Annotated in this window: 14 protein-coding genes, 1 tRNA gene and 1 pseudogene; 12 read left to right on the plus strand and 4 right to left on the minus strand. The window is 64.5% G+C overall.

The window, feature by feature from the left end; all coding sequences use genetic code 11:
• The first annotated feature begins 16 nt into the window (after window positions 1–16).
• The 12 genes from sufB (at window position 17) to DYI42_RS10655 (ending at window position 9182) form a co-directional block, all read left to right on the plus strand.
• Window positions 17–1528: a Fe-S cluster assembly protein SufB gene (gene sufB / locus DYI42_RS10600; protein WP_213545911.1), complete on the plus strand. Its 1512-nt coding sequence runs from the start codon at window positions 17–19 to the stop codon at window positions 1526–1528.
• A gap of 63 nt (window positions 1529–1591) precedes the next feature.
• Window positions 1592–1852, plus strand: coding sequence for a hypothetical protein (locus DYI42_RS10605; protein ID WP_213545912.1), 261 nt, complete (start codon window positions 1592–1594; stop codon window positions 1850–1852).
• Window positions 1849–2160, plus strand: coding sequence for a heavy metal-binding domain-containing protein (locus tag DYI42_RS10610; protein ID WP_213545913.1), 312 nt, complete (start codon window positions 1849–1851; stop codon window positions 2158–2160). Before DYI42_RS10605 ends, DYI42_RS10610 begins: the two co-directional genes overlap by 4 nt.
• Window positions 2161–2458: 298 nt before the next feature.
• On the plus strand, window positions 2459–2959 hold the full coding sequence (locus DYI42_RS10615; RefSeq protein ID WP_213545914.1) for a hypothetical protein: 501 nt from the start codon (window positions 2459–2461) through the stop codon (window positions 2957–2959).
• A gap of 12 nt (window positions 2960–2971) precedes the next feature.
• Entirely contained in the window at window positions 2972–3448 is a 477-nt protein-coding gene (locus DYI42_RS10620; protein WP_213545915.1) for a hypothetical protein, read from the plus strand.
• 79 nt (window positions 3449–3527) lie between these two features.
• Entirely contained in the window at window positions 3528–4283 is a 756-nt protein-coding gene (gene sufC / locus DYI42_RS10625) for a Fe-S cluster assembly ATPase SufC (RefSeq protein WP_213545916.1), read from the plus strand.
• Window positions 4283–5593, plus strand: a complete 1311-nt coding sequence (gene sufD, locus DYI42_RS10630) for a Fe-S cluster assembly protein SufD (protein ID WP_244867829.1) — start codon at window positions 4283–4285, stop codon at window positions 5591–5593. The genes sufC and sufD overlap by 1 nt, the downstream gene beginning before the upstream one ends.
• Window positions 5594–5608: 15 nt before the next feature.
• Window positions 5609–6133, plus strand: coding sequence for a YIP1 family protein (locus tag DYI42_RS10635; protein WP_213545917.1), 525 nt, complete (start codon window positions 5609–5611; stop codon window positions 6131–6133).
• Window positions 6130–6750: a YIP1 family protein gene (locus tag DYI42_RS10640; RefSeq protein ID WP_213545918.1), complete on the plus strand. Its 621-nt coding sequence runs from the start codon at window positions 6130–6132 to the stop codon at window positions 6748–6750. The genes DYI42_RS10635 and DYI42_RS10640 overlap by 4 nt, the downstream gene beginning before the upstream one ends.
• Window positions 6743–7963 carry a cysteine desulfurase gene (locus DYI42_RS10645; protein ID WP_213545919.1) on the plus strand — a complete coding sequence of 407 codons (1221 nt, stop codon included), beginning with the start codon at window positions 6743–6745 and terminating at the stop codon, window positions 7961–7963. The genes DYI42_RS10640 and DYI42_RS10645 overlap by 8 nt, the downstream gene beginning before the upstream one ends.
• 74 nt (window positions 7964–8037) lie before the next feature.
• Window positions 8038–9045, plus strand: coding sequence for a methyltransferase (locus tag DYI42_RS10650; protein WP_342344641.1), 1008 nt, complete (start codon window positions 8038–8040; stop codon window positions 9043–9045).
• 60 nt (window positions 9046–9105) lie between these two features.
• Window positions 9106–9182, plus strand: a tRNA-Arg gene (locus tag DYI42_RS10655).
• A 294-nt stretch (window positions 9183–9476) separates the two neighbouring features.
• Here the strand turns inward: DYI42_RS10655 and DYI42_RS10660 are convergent.
• The 4 genes and pseudogenes from DYI42_RS10660 to DYI42_RS10675 form a co-directional block, all read right to left on the minus strand.
• Window positions 9477–9560 (minus strand): annotated as a pseudogene (locus DYI42_RS10660) (transposase); the annotation flags it as partial.
• A 623-nt stretch (window positions 9561–10183) separates the two neighbouring features.
• Window positions 10184–11389 carry a CaiB/BaiF CoA transferase family protein gene (locus tag DYI42_RS10665; RefSeq protein WP_213545920.1) on the minus strand — a complete coding sequence of 402 codons (1206 nt, stop codon included), beginning with the start codon at window positions 11387–11389 and terminating at the stop codon, window positions 10184–10186.
• A 32-nt stretch (window positions 11390–11421) separates the two neighbouring features.
• Window positions 11422–12468, minus strand: coding sequence for an AbrB family transcriptional regulator (locus DYI42_RS10670; RefSeq protein ID WP_213545921.1), 1047 nt, complete (start codon window positions 12466–12468; stop codon window positions 11422–11424).
• Window positions 12465–12887 carry an acetate--CoA ligase family protein gene (locus DYI42_RS10675; protein ID WP_213545922.1) on the minus strand — a complete coding sequence of 141 codons (423 nt, stop codon included), beginning with the start codon at window positions 12885–12887 and terminating at the stop codon, window positions 12465–12467. Before DYI42_RS10675 ends, DYI42_RS10670 begins: the two co-directional genes overlap by 4 nt.
• Between the last annotated feature and the right edge of the window lie 110 nt (window positions 12888–12997).

Below are 12997 nucleotides of genomic sequence, written 5' to 3' on the forward strand. Positions count from 1 at the left end.
GTTGAAAGGAAAGACGATGAACGATCTTGACGTGAAAGAAGGCGTGGACGCCGAAACCGTGGAAGCCGTGAAGGCCATGGGGGCCTACAAATACGGCTGGAACACCGACATCGAGATGGATTTCGCCCCCATGGGGCTGAACGAGGAGATCGTGCGCCTGATCTCGGCCAACAACGGCGAGCCGGAGTGGATGACCGACTGGCGGCTTCAGGCCTTCGAGCGCTGGAAGCAGATGGAAGAGCCCGATTGGGCGATGGTCGACTACCCCGAGATCGACTTCCAGAAGCAGTATTATTACGCCAAGCCTGCCTCGATGAAGGAAAAGCCGAAGTCGCTCGACGAGGTCGACCCGGCGCTGCTGGCCACTTACGAAAAGCTCGGTATCCCGCTGAAAGAACAGATGATTCTGGCAGGCGTCGAAGGGGCGGAGAGCGCCCCGGCCGAGGGCCGCAAGGTCGCCGTGGATGCTGTGTTCGATAGCGTCAGCGTGGGCACCACCTTCAAGGCTGAGCTGGCCAGTAAGGGCGTGATCTTCTGCTCCATCTCCGAGGCCATCAAGGAACACCCCGAGCTGGTGAAGAAGTATCTCGGCTCGGTCGTGCCGCAGGCCGACAACTTCTATGCCTGCCTCAACTCGGCCGTCTTCTCCGACGGCTCCTTCGTCTACGTCCCCCCGGGCGTGCGCTGCCCGATGGAGCTTTCAACCTACTTCCGCATCAACGCCGAAAATACCGGCCAGTTCGAGCGCACGCTGATCATCTGCGACAGCAACGCCTACGTGTCCTACCTCGAAGGCTGCACCGCGCCCCAGCGCGACACCTCGCAGCTGCATGCCGCCGTGGTCGAGATCGTGGTGATGGATGACGCCGAGGTGAAGTATTCCACCGTGCAAAACTGGTTCCCCGGCGATGAGAACGGCAAGGGCGGGATCTACAACTTCGTCACCAAGCGCGCCGATTGCCGCGGCGACCGCGCCAAGGTGATGTGGACCCAGGTGGAAACCGGCTCTGCCGTGACCTGGAAGTACCCGAGCTGCATTCTGCGCGGTGATGAAAGCCAGGGCGAGTTCTACTCCATCGCCATCACCAACAACATGCAGCAGGCCGACACCGGCACAAAGATGATCCATCTCGGCAAGAACACCCGGTCGCGGATCGTCTCCAAGGGTATCTCGGCGGGCAAGGCGCAAAACACCTATCGCGGCCTCGTTTCGATCCATCCCAAGGCCAAGGACAGCCGCAACTACACCCAATGCGACAGCCTGCTCATCGGCTCCGACTGCGGCGCACACACGGTGCCCTACATCGAGGTGAAGAATAACAGCAGCCGGGTAGAGCACGAGGCCACCACCTCCAAGGTCGACGACGACCAGCTCTTCTATTGCCGCCAGCGCGGCATGGACGAGGAAGAGGCCGTGGCGCTGGTGGTCAACGGATTCTGCAAGGAGGTGTTGCAGGCCCTGCCGATGGAATTTGCCATGGAAGCCCAGCAGCTTGTGGCGATCTCGCTGGAAGGGTCGGTTGGGTGAAGTTTGCCGCAGTTCCGCGAGTCACCACGGTAGAATCAGGCCACTCAACCAAGGGAGAGTCGTATGATTTCATTCAACCAACTGACAGAAGTTATTAAGGGATACTGTGACCTCGGAAACGATGTTCGCCTGCGTGGCTGTGAGCACACGGAGCTTCAATTCTTGCTGCACGGCGAAGTCGTCGCCCACCTTTTTGCCGCAGGCGACGATTTGTATGCCTTTCGTGAGCAGGGCGGCGAGGTGCGTAAATCGTGGCTCACAGACATTATTTCGCACATCAGCGAGGTTTTGAACCGCAATCGTGTGAGGGCTTTGGATATATGATCACCACCACCACCCCCTCCGTCGAGGGCAAGTCTATCACCTCCTACAAAGGCATCGTCACCGGCGAGGCGATCCTTGGAGCCAACATCTTCCGCGATCTCTTCGCCGGCATCCGTGACATCGTCGGCGGGCGCTCGGCGGCCTATGAGCAGGAGTTGGGCCGCGCCCGCGAGACCGCGCTGCGCGAAATGGAGGAGCGCGCCGCCGAGCTTGGCGCCAATGCGGTGGTGGGCGTCGATCTCGACTACGAGGTCATCAACAACATGCTGATGGTTTCCGCCTCCGGCACGGCGGTGACCCTCTCGTAAGGCGCTGAAATGCAAGGTTTGTTCTCGATATTCACGATGCGGAAGACCATGCCGCCGCAGCCGGAGCGCAGGCTTCTGGCCCGGGGGCTGGTTGCACCTGCGGTATCGGGTCTTGGGCGCCAGCTGGAGGCCCGGAGCAGGGCCGGGCGAGGTGACGCAACGTTGCGAAATCGGGCGCTGAAGTGTTTACCATGTCAACGTTTTTGGACGCTCAAACCCCAATCCTGCCCCATTCCCTTGGTAAACCTCGTCTTAACGCGCGAGACGAGGACCGAGGCACCACGCAGCCATGGCCAACATGGATACCTTCAACAGCCGGATCACCCGGATCAACAAGGGCAAGCAGTGGGCGCCCGACGGGGTGGTGCATGCGCCGATACAGGCCGCGCGCCGCAAGGGCCGTCGCGGGCCGGTTGCGCGGCTGTTTCACGGCATTTCCCTGCCCATGGCCTTCGGGCTGGGGCTCATCGCCATGCTGGTTGCGCGCTATGCTCGGCTGGCGGTGAGCGGGGTGCCCGAGGGCGGAGGAGTGCTGACCGAAACGCTGCTGATCGACGCCGTGCTGGCGTTGGTGCTCAGCTTCGTGCTGGCGCAGATCGTCTCGATGCGCTCCATCCCGCAGGTCATGGTGTCTGCGCTCGGCGTCGCGACCGGGGCGCTGACGATGCATATGGCCGTCCACCGCGCGCCGGATCTCTTCGTGCAGATCTTCGGCCCGGCCTGGGTGAATGCCGTGGTCACCACGACCGACCCGAACATGGTGCTCTACGGGCACCTGTTGCAGCGTTTGCCGGTGTAGGGAGTAATGGTGATGTCGCAGCAGGACTTTCAGGATCGCCTTGCCCGGTTGGGCACCGCGCCACAACCCGGCGCAGCGCCAGCGCCAGCGCCAGCGCCACAGCCGCAGTCGCGTGCCCCCATTCGCGCTGCCAACACCGAGCCGGGGCCGATGGACGTGGCCCGGGGGCTGATCCTTGGTTTCCTCGCCAGCCTTGGCGCTTCGATGGTGGAGTTTCACCTCTGGCTGGGCGGCGACGCCATGGCCTATATCGACGGGCGGGGCTCGATGGTGGGCATCGTGGCGATCATGGCCATCGCCTATGTGCTGGGGCATGCCCTGCCGGCGCGCGGCTTTCTGGGAACCGGTGGAACGGTGGCCGGGGTGCTGGCAGAAATTCTGTGGTTCGAGTCCATGCTTCCACATATAGCGCCCGGCTTGGCCGCCACGCTCTTCAACGACCAATACGCCTCGCTGATCCGCGTGGGCTATTCAATCACGCTCTTCTGACCGGCCCGCAGGGCTGGCTTCAAACGCTCCCGGCAGCCCCACGGGCCGCCGGGCCATTCGCCATGAAAAGGTAAGAAAAATGCTGGAAATCAAAAACCTCCACGTCAAACTTGAAGAAGAGGACAAGCAGATCCTGAAGGGTGTCGACCTTACCGTCGAGACAGGCAAGGTGCATGCCATCATGGGCCCCAACGGCTCGGGCAAATCGACGCTGTCCTACGTACTTGCCGGCCGCGAAGGCTATGAGGTCACTGAAGGCTCTGCGGTGATGGATGGGGTCGATCTGCTGGACCTCGAAACCGAAGAGCGCGCCGCCGAGGGGCTGTTTCTGGCGTTCCAGTACCCGGTCGAGATTCCGGGCGTCAGCAACATGACCTTCCTGCGCACTGCGGTGAACGCGCAGCGCAAGGCCCGTGGCGAAGACGAGATGAGCGCCACCGATTTCCTCAAGGAGGTGCGCGCCAAGGCGAAGAGCCTCAAGATCGACGCCGAAATGCTGAAGCGCCCGGTCAACATGGGCTTCTCCGGCGGCGAGAAAAAGCGCAACGAAATCCTGCAGATGGCCATGCTGGCCCCCAAGATGTGCGTGCTGGATGAAACCGACTCCGGCCTCGACGTGGACGCCATGAAACTGGTGGCCGATGGGGTGAATGCGCTGCGCTCCGAGGGGCGCAGCTTCCTCGTCATCACCCATTACCAACGGCTGCTCGATCACATCAAACCCGACGTTGTGCACATCATGGCCGATGGCCGTATCGTCAAGATGGGCGGGCCGGACTTGGCGCTTGAGGTCGAGCACAACGGCTATGCCGACATTCTCGCGGAGATGGCGTGATGGCACGGCAAGCAAACCGCAAGGAGGCCATGGCGGCCGACCGGCGGGCACAGGCAGAGGCCCGTCTGGGTGCCACCCCCATGCCCGCCGCCTCGGGCTGGTCCGCCGCGCCGCGCCAGGAGGCTTTGAGCCGCGTCGTTGAAATGGGGCTGCCCCATCGCCGCGACGAATACTGGAAGTTCACCGACCCCACTACGCTCAGCCAGCCCGAGCCGGTGGAGGCCGCCACCTTCGATCCGCAGGAAAGCCTGATCTTCGGTGCGGTCGACAGGCTGCACCTGACTTTCGTGGATGGTGTCTTCGATGCCGAGGCCTCCGACAGCCTCGAAGGGGAGGGCATCGAGATCGCCCGGCTGTCCGAAGCCGAAAGCGCCGATATCCACTGGGCGCAGGGCCTCTACGGCACGCTGGAAGCCCGGGGCCAGAGCCCGGTCGCCCGCCCGCTTGCCGCGCTCAACACCGCGCTGGCCGCCGACGGCATCCTGATCCGCGCGACGCAGAAGGTGAGGAAGCCCGTGCACATCACCTACCTGCACCAGCAGACCGCCTCCGACGCGATGTTGCACCATGTTGTAAAGGTGGAGCCGGGCGCCGAGCTGACCCTGCTGGAAAACGGCCCCGCCGCAGCGCGCTTCAACAAGGTGCTGGAGGTGGACGTGGCCGACACAGGCGCATTCCACCACATCCGCGCGCAGGGGCGCGACCATCAGCGCCGCGCGGTGAGCCACATCTTCGCCCGTTTGGGCGAAGAGAGCACCTTCAAGAGCTTCACCCTCACCGTCAACGGCGTGCTCACCCGCAATGAAGCGGTCATCGAATTCACCGGTGACAATGCCACCGCCCATATCGCCGGGGCCTGCCTTGGCGATGGCACCTTCCACCATGATGACACCGTTTTCATCACCCATGACGCGGTGAACTGCGAAAGCCGGCAGGTCTTCAAGAAGGTGCTGCGCAACGGGGCGAAGGGTGTTTTCCAAGGCAAGATCCTGGTGAAGGAAGGCGCGCAAAAGACTGACGGCTACCAGATCAGCCAGTCGCTCCTGCTGGACGATGACAGCCAGTTCCTCGCCAAGCCCGAGCTGGAGATCTACGCCGACGATGTCGCCTGCTCGCACGGCTCAACCACCGGGGCGATCGACGAGGATGCGCTGTTCTACCTGCTGTCGCGCGGCATCCCGCGCAAAGAGGCGCAGAGCCTTCTGGTGCTGGCCTTCGTGGCCGAGGCCATCGAGGAGATCGAGAACAAGGATCTCGCCGGTGAGCTGACCGAGCGGCTTGCCGCCTGGCTCCAGCGGCACAGCGGCTGAAGGGCAGGGGGCGTCGTGGCCATTACCACCAACATGCTGGCCAGCTGGCGTGCGCCGCGCGCCACGCTGCGCCGGATGCTCGCCGCCGGGCAGCGCGAAGACAGGGCGCTCATGCTGCTGATGGCGGGCTGCTTCGTGATCTTCGTTGCCCAATGGCCCCGGCTGGCGCGTGATGCCGAGCTGGCCCAGCGGTTGGGCGAAGAGGCCGAGCAGCCCCTGCAAATGCTGATCGGCGGCACCCTTCTGGCCTGGCTCTTCATCATGCCCATCGTCTTCTATGCCCTTGCGGGGCTGTCCCATCTTGCGCTCCGGCCCTTCGGCGGGCGGGGCAGCGCCTATGGCGCGCGGCTCGCGCTGTTCTGGACGGTGCTTGTCGTCTCGCCGCTGATGCTGCTCTACGGGCTCACCCGGGGCTTCATCGGCAACGGGCCGGAGGCCACGCTCGTGGGGGTGGTCGTTATCGTCGGCTTTTTCGCCCATTGGGGGCTCTGCCTCGCCGAGGCCGAGTTTGGCCCCTCTGCTGATGGGGCCGCCGCATGACCGAGGCCCCCAACCTTCTGAAACTGCTGGAGCTTTGCGCCCGTCGCCCGCGCGAGGCGATGGAAACCGTGATGGCGCTTCGGTTGCCCTCTACCGTGGCGTGGCAAGTCTTCGCTCTGGTGCTGGTGATCGAGTTGATCTTTGCCCAGCTCCTCGGCCTCATGCTCGGCCCAACCGAGGCTCCCGAGGGCGCGCTTGGCCCCGCGCTGGCGCTCAACCCGATCCTGCTGGGCGCGATCCAGGCCTGCCTGCTGACCCTGATGATCTTCGGCATCCACTGGGTCGGGCGCGCCTTTGGTGGCGCCGGGCGGCTGGAAGATGCGATCCTGCTCATGGCGCTGCTGCAATTTGCCCTCGTCGTGCTTCAGGCCGTCGAGATCCTGCTGATCGTGCTCCTGCCTGGCCTCGCCGCCGGCGTGCTGTTCTTCAACGTCTTCGCCTTCTTCTACCTGCTGACAAGCTTCACCACGGCGCTGCACGGCTTCAGCCGCCCTCCGCTGGTGTTCCTCGGCATCCTTCTCACCGGATTGGGCGCCATCTTCGGCCTGTCCATCATCCTGTCGATCATTTTCGCCGCAGCAGGCGTCACGATTCCCGGAATGCCCACCAATGTATGACGTCAACGCCATCCGCGCCGACTTTCCGATCCTCGCCCGCGAGGTCAACGGAAAGCCCCTCAGCTACCTCGACAATGGCGCCTCGGCCCAGAAGCCCCGCGCCGTCATCGACGCGGTGACGCAGGCCTACGAGATGGAATACGCCAATGTGCACAGAGGCCTGCACTTTCTCTCCAACCTCGCAACCGACAAATACGAGGCGGTGCGCGGCAAGGTGGCCCGCTTCCTCGGCGCGCCGCGCGAGGAAGAGATCGTCTTCACCTCCGGCACCACCGAGGGGATCAATCTCGTGTCCTATGGCTGGGCGGCACCCCGGCTGGAGGCGGGCGACGAGATCGTTCTGAGCGTGATGGAGCACCACGCCAACATCGTGCCCTGGCACTTCCTGCGCGAGCGGCAGGGCGTGGTGCTGAAGTGGGTCGAGCCCGAGGCCGACGGCTCGCTCCCGGCACAGAAGGTGATCGACGCCATCGGCCCGCGCACAAAGCTCGTGGCCGTCACCCATATGTCCAACGTGCTGGGCACCGTGGTCGACGTGGCCGCCATCGCCAAGGCGGCCCGCGAAAAGGGCGTCGCCACCCTCATCGACGGCAGCCAGGCGGCGGTGCACATGCCCGTCAACGTGGCCGAGATCGGCGCAGACTTCTACGCCATCACCGGCCACAAACTCTATGGCCCCTCCGGCTCTGGCGCCATCCACATCCGCCCCGAGCGTATGGCCGAGATGCGCCCCTTCATGGGCGGTGGTGACATGATCCGCGAGGTCTCCCGCGAGGCCGTGAGCTACACCGACCCGCCGATGAAGTTCGAGGCCGGCACGCCGGGCATCGTGCAAACCATCGGCATGGGCGTGGCGCTCGATTACATGATGGACCTCGGGATGGAGAACATCGCCGCACATGAGGCCCGCATTCGTGACTATGCGCGCGAAAAGCTCTTCGGCCTCAACTGGCTCACCGTGCAGGGCGACGCGCCGGGCAAGGGTGCGATCTTCTCCTTCACCCTCGAAGGCGCGGGCCATGCGCATGACATCTCCACCGTGCTCGACAAGCGCGGCGTTGCGGTGCGGGCAGGGCACCATTGCGCCCAGCCGCTGATGGAGCACATGGGCGTCACCGCCACCTGCCGCGCCTCCTTCGGGCTCTACAACACCGAGGAAGAGGTGGATCGGCTGGTCTCGGCGCTGGAACTCTGCCACGAGCTTTTCGCCTGAAAACGACATTCAGGGGTCGTATTCAGGCCGCCACCTGCTAGTCTTGCCGCATTGCAGCAACAGACGAGGCCGCAGTGGCACTGACCGAAGCCGACGAGATTTCCGAGATTGCATTTGCCTTCATGGGCTCCAAGGCGCTCTTCGCGGCGATCGGGCAGGGGGTCTTTTCTCACCTTGCCAAGGGGCCGATGACGGCGGAACAACTGGCCGCCGCCACCGATCTAGATGCGCCGCGCGCCGAAACCCTGCTGACGGCGCTCGCGGGCCTTGGCCTCGTGACTGTGGCGCAGGGCCGCTACGCCAACTCCCCCGCCGCCGAGAACTTCTTGGTGAAGGGCGCAAAATATGACTTCTCCGACTATCTGGAGCGCCAGGTTGCCCGGCAGATGTATCCGCTGATGGACCAGATCGAAGAGGCGCTCACAGGCTCCTTGCCCAAAGAGGCCACCGCCTCCTACGCCCAATGGTTCTCCGACCCGGAGGAGGCGCGGCTCTACTCCGAAAGCCAGCACGCCGGCTCCCTCGGCCCGGCGCGACAACTGGCCAAAACGCTGGACCTCTCCGGCGCCCGCCACCTGCTCGACGTCGGCGGCGGCACCGGCGCCTTTGCCATCACGCTCTGCGAGGCCAACCCAGAGCTGCACGCCACCATTGTCGATTTCCCCAATGTGGCTGCCCTGGGGCGAGACTACGTGGCCAAGGCCGGGCTGAGCGACCGGATCACCTATGTCGAGGGCGACGGGCGTGACGACATCTGGCCAAAGGCAAATGATCTGGTTCTGATGTCCTACCTCTTCTCCGGTGTTCCCGCCGAGGCCCACGCGGGCCTGGTCTCCCGCGCCTTCGCCCATCTCGCGCCGGGCGGGCGCTACCTGATCCACGATTTCATCGTGGAGGCCTCCCGCGAAGGCCCCAAGCTCGCCGCCCTCTGGCAGCTCCAGCACACCGCCTTCACCCCCGAGGCGCGCTCGCTCGATGCGGGCACCCTGGCCGACCGGTTGGGCAAGGCGGGCTTTGACTCCGTCTCCGTCGCGCCGCTGATCCCGAAGATGACCATGCTCGCCAAGGCCCGCAAACCCTGACCCGGCCCTGAATTTCCCGATTGCGGGGGCAGGGCAGGGCCGTTATACGAAGCGCCACGCGGACCCATAGCTCAGCTGGATAGAGCGCTGCCCTCCGAAGGCAGAGGCCAGAGGTTCGAATCCTCTTGGGTCCGCCAATCGATCCGACATAAGTGTTTTTAACAAGGGCTTGCCTGATCGCCAGATGGGTCAGCCCCCAATATGCCCTCCATCCCGTTCCCTATGGATGGCAAATGCTCCGATTTGTGACGGTGGGGTTTTGGAGGGTAAGCCGGTCCGAACCACGCAAGTTTGGGTCTTTTGCCTACCCCCTTTCCCGTGCGCCAAACCGGGACGAACACATTAATCCTCTCGTTGGCGCGCACCTGCTGCGGATCATGCGCCTATTTGAGTGCCGCCTGCGACCTTTGAGCGATTTGACTTCGCTCAAGACACACCTCCACTGTCGGCATCCCGGCCTCCTGCTCCTTGATCATCCCGATTATCTGCGCCTCGGTGAAACGGTTCTTTCGCATGTGTCTGCTCCTTCAGAGTTGGCGCAGACTCTACTTCCGGTGAGGGATTTCGCTGGGGGCAGGTCAGTTCGTTTGGGCGCGAAGCGGGCGCTTGCCGCGCTCACCACGAAGGTCCGCTTCGGGCCGGGACCGGCCTTTCACTATTCTCGTTGACCCTCTTGGCCTGAAGGCGTTTGGGTGGGTGTTACGGGTGTTTGGTATCGGTTTAGATGGCCGGTTCTGTCGCGCGCGGTGAGCGTCCCTGGAAGCCCCGTTGTCGGGCATAAGTTGATCACGACGGCATCGCATCAGGGATGTTGGCATGCCGGGTCTGATCAGTGTTGATCGGCTTCACCACAAGTAGTGCACGGTCCCGTAGTGACCTCGGCAAGAGGGTTGTCTTTCGCAGCTCCGTGAGGCGCAGACATTAAAGGAAGGATGGGGCATAACGCGGTGTAAGGCTCCTAATTCCTCTCCTTCGATCTCGGTGGCAGAAGCCAGCTTCACGGTATTGCCGGGTCAGCGGTAGTCCATTGGGTGACACTAGCACGCTGGCCGGTGCCTCAAATTGCCCAATCGACCTGGGGCAGGTTTTGGGCGGAGGAAGGTCGGGTTTTGGCGAGCCTGTCCCGGTGGGCGATGGGCTATCCTTGTTTGTGGCAGTGCGCAGCGCCGGAGGCGATCAGGGTTTCGATCTGGTCGGGCGTGTAACCTGCCGCTGCCAGGATCTCGTCGGTATGTTCGCCGATGGAGGGGGCGGGGCGTTCGATGCTTGGGTTGCCTTCGGACATCAGGAACGGGGCAACCGGCACCTTATGTTTGCCCTCGCGGCCCAGCGGGGCAGGGGTTTCCTGCAACAGGCCGCGGGTGGCGAGCTGCGGATCGGCAAGCGCTTCTTCCATGGTGCGGATGCGCCCTGCGGGCACCTGGTGCTGGCGGAGGAAGTCCTGCCACTCGTCAGCTGTGCGGGTGAGAAACACCTCCTGCAGCACGGCCTCCTCGGCGGCGTGGCTTTCGAGGCGCTCCGCATTGGTTGCCTTCACCATGTCCGGGCGGCCCAGAGCCAGCCAGAGGCGCTTTTGCTGGCGCATGTTTGCCGCGCCCAGCATCAGCAGCCCGTCGGCGGTTTCATAGGCGCCGATCCCGGCCAGGGCGAAACGATTGCCCTCGGGCTTGGGGGCCTTGCCGCCGATGTTCAGGGCCGCGATATGGGTGCTCATGAGCATCAAGGTGGCGTCGAACATGGCGAGATCGACGTGCTGGCCGCGACCTGTCTGGCTGCGCTGGAACAGAGCGGCGGAAATGGCGAAGGCGGTCATGTAGCCGGTGGCATAATCGACCACGGGCGCACCGGTCTTCAGGGGCGCGCTCTCTTCGCTGCCGGTGAGCGCCATGAGGCCGGCGACGGCCTGGAAGACGAAATCGTACCCGGTTTCCTCGCCGCGCGGACCCTCGCGGCCGAAGGCGGAGACGGAGCAGTAGACGAGCCTGGGGTTCAGCTTGCTGATCTCGTCGTAGCCGAGACCAAGGGCCTCAAGTGCGCCGGGGCGGTAGTTCTGCACGAAGACATCGGCGTCCTTCAGCAGGGCCTTCAGCACCTGTTGCCCGCCTTCCGTCTTGAGGTCGAGGCCGATTGAGCGCTTGTTGGCACCCTGGGCGAGGTAGGTGGTGCCCATGCTGGCCGCATTCAACTCCTTGTCGGGGCCTTGCTGGCGCACCTGGTCGGGGTCGTCGGGGCGGTCGATCTTGATGACGTCGGCGCCGAGCACGGCGAGCTGGTATGCGGCGAAGGGGCCGGCGAGGACGTGGGTGGCGTCGATGACCTTGAGGCCTTCAAAAGCGCGGGGCATGGGGGGTGTCTCCTGATGGGTGTGTCGGCGCCTCAGGGGGCGTCGTTCTTGTGGCCAGCGCGGCTGGTGAGCCGGGTGAGCCATTGCAGGTTGGGCATTATCACGAAGATGCGGGCGAGGTGCATGGCCGTCACGAGGGCGACGTCCTGTCCGAGAATACCCGCAGTGAGCGCCATTTCGGTGGTGCCCCCAGGCGCGAAGCCGAGGACCATGGTGGGGAAGATGGCGTCGAACACTCGACTGGCCAGCCAGGCCCCGAACACGCAGAGCACGAGCAGCAATGAGGAGGTCACGAGCACCGAGCTCACGAGGCTCTTGCGTTCAGTGAAGGTGCGCCGGGTGAAGCAGGAGCCGAGCCAGGTGCCGAGCACGACCTGGGCCAGCGCCAGCACCGGCTGCGGAATGTCGAACGCGGGCTGACCCAGCGCCGAGAGGGCGGCGGCCATGAAGAGCGGGCCGAGGAAGAAGGGGTTGTTCAAGTGCAACAGCTTGAACAGGGACGGGCCGACGATAGCGCCGGCGAGGGTGACGCAGAAGGCGACGAGGCCGTGATCGACCTCGGGCGGGGGCAGCGCGGCGGAGGTGTCACCCGCGAGGTAGAGCATCAGCGGAAAGATCGTGACGACAAGGGCGATCCGCATGGTCTGGGCAAAGATCACCGGGGCGGGCGCGACACCGTGGTGCTCGGCCAGCACCCCCGCCTCGACGGGGGACGTGGGGACGACGGAGAGAAAGGCGGTGACGCCGTCGGTGCCGTAAATCCGCCGCTGGAAGATGCTCACCACAACCGAGGCGGCGATGATGAACAGGCTCACGAAGATCAGCAGCGGGGCGGTTTGCAGCAGAGCGTGGAAGGCCGCCGGGGTGAAATGCGCGCCCACGAAGGTGGCCACGGTGACCTGGCCGAAGGGGCGGGTTTGAATCGGGACGCGCACGACGAGAGTGCCGGTCGCCGTAAGGAGGCCGGTTGCGATCAGAGGGCCGATCATCCAGGGCAGGGGTATTCCGATCAGGCTGAAGACCAGCCCCGCGATTCCGGAAGCCGTGTAGAGGGCAGCGAGCGCGCTAAGTGACTTCAAGTGACGGCATCCTCTCGGAGGCGGATCAGGGCATCGAGCATCACCACGCCTGCGCCGGGCGCGAGGATTGCCACCGGGTTCACTTCGGCCTCCTCGATGGCGGGCGCGAGGGCGAGGCGGGAGAAGGTGGCCACAGCCCGAGCGAGGGCTTCGAGGTCGCCTTCGGCAAACCCGCGATATCCGCGCAGGGGCGCGAAGCCCTTTACGGCGGAGACCATCTCGCGGGCGGTGTCCAGAGTGACCGGTGCGCAGCGGGTGGAGCTGTCGCGGTAAATCTCGGTCAGCACACCGCCCGCGCCGACGGTCACAACGGGGCCGACCAGCGGGTCGCGGGTGAGGCCGATGATCGCCTCGCCGCGGCCGGGGCGCATTTCCTGCACCAGCACGCCCTGCAGGAGGTAGCCCGGGGTCGGTGGCATCGGCTCGGTGCTTATCGAAAAGGGCACCCCCGGCTTCACCATTGGCAAGCCCTCCACCTTCATGAACGGCGAGACCTGGTCGCAGCTCTACTTTGACAACGTCTACGTAC

This window comes from Vannielia litorea (assembly GCF_018424695.1).
In the GTDB taxonomy this organism is placed as follows: Bacteria; Pseudomonadota; Alphaproteobacteria; order Rhodobacterales; family Rhodobacteraceae; genus Vannielia; species Vannielia litorea_A.